General features: G+C 58.2%; 1 protein-coding gene. It reads left to right on the top strand.

Going from position 1 to position 1,003, the window contains the following annotated elements; genetic code table 11:
• On the top strand, positions 1-1,003 hold a 1,003-nt coding region (locus NUW50_RS21320; protein WP_258291210.1), incomplete at both ends, for a right-handed parallel beta-helix repeat-containing protein.

The raw sequence follows: 1,003 nt of genomic DNA, 5'->3' as shown, positions 1-1,003 counted from the left end.
CCGCGCTTTCGTCTGCGAAGGGCGGAGAGACGATCGTGATGAAGAGCGGGGACTACGGCTCGCTCGACATCTCGGGAAAATCCTTCTCCAGCTATGTCACCCTGGTCTCCGAGGAGCCTCTCGGCGCGGTCTTCGATCAGGTGAAGATCCGCGATACAGACTATCTGCGGATCGACAACGTGCATGTCGACAATCCAAGCAACGGCAGTAGCGCCTCATCCATCGTCTCGGTGACTGAAGGCAGCAACCATGTCCAGTTCCTCAATTCGGAGGTCAACGGCAAGGTCGACGGCACCTACACCGGCCACTACGGACTCTATACCAAGGACGTCACCGACGTCACTTTCTCCGGAAACTACGTCCACGACGTCAAGATCGGAGGGACCTTCTACAATGCCGAAGACCTCACGGTCAGCGGCAACACCATAGACTATACCGGATCGGACAGTCTCAAGTTCATCAGCGTGCATGGCGTGCTGATCGAAGGCAACATGGGCGCGCGCCACATCTATCCCGAAGCCGGTTCACATCTCGACTTCATCCAGTTCCAGGGCAATGATTCCAGCGACATCGTGATCCGCGGCAACGTCAGCCTGCCGGGAACGCGCGGCGATGTGCAGGGTATCTTCATGGATGACGCCCATTACACCAACGTTCTGATCGAGCAGAACGTGATCGTCACCGGTATGATCCACGGCGTTACGCTCACGAGTGGCACCAATGTCGTGGCGCGCAACAACACCGTGATCAACCTGTCCGACGAGGGCAGCAAGGCAACCAAGGTGATGGTCGACGGCCAGAGTTACGACAACATCCAGACGTCCTACCTTCAGGACGCGTCCAGCGGTACCAACCTCACCCTGCAGAACGTCGACTCGAACGGGCCGCTCTACTACGGCGACTTCTTCGTCAACCCCGAAGCCGGGCGCTGGATCACGCTCGAAGACCTCGTCGCCATCGATGGTATGATCCCAGACAACATGGGTGCCACCGGAACCATCGA

The organism is Frigidibacter sp. ROC022, from assembly GCF_024723735.1.
Taxonomy (GTDB): domain Bacteria; phylum Pseudomonadota; class Alphaproteobacteria; order Rhodobacterales; family Rhodobacteraceae; genus SLM-1.
This window is presented reverse-complemented; position numbering and strand designations above follow the sequence as displayed.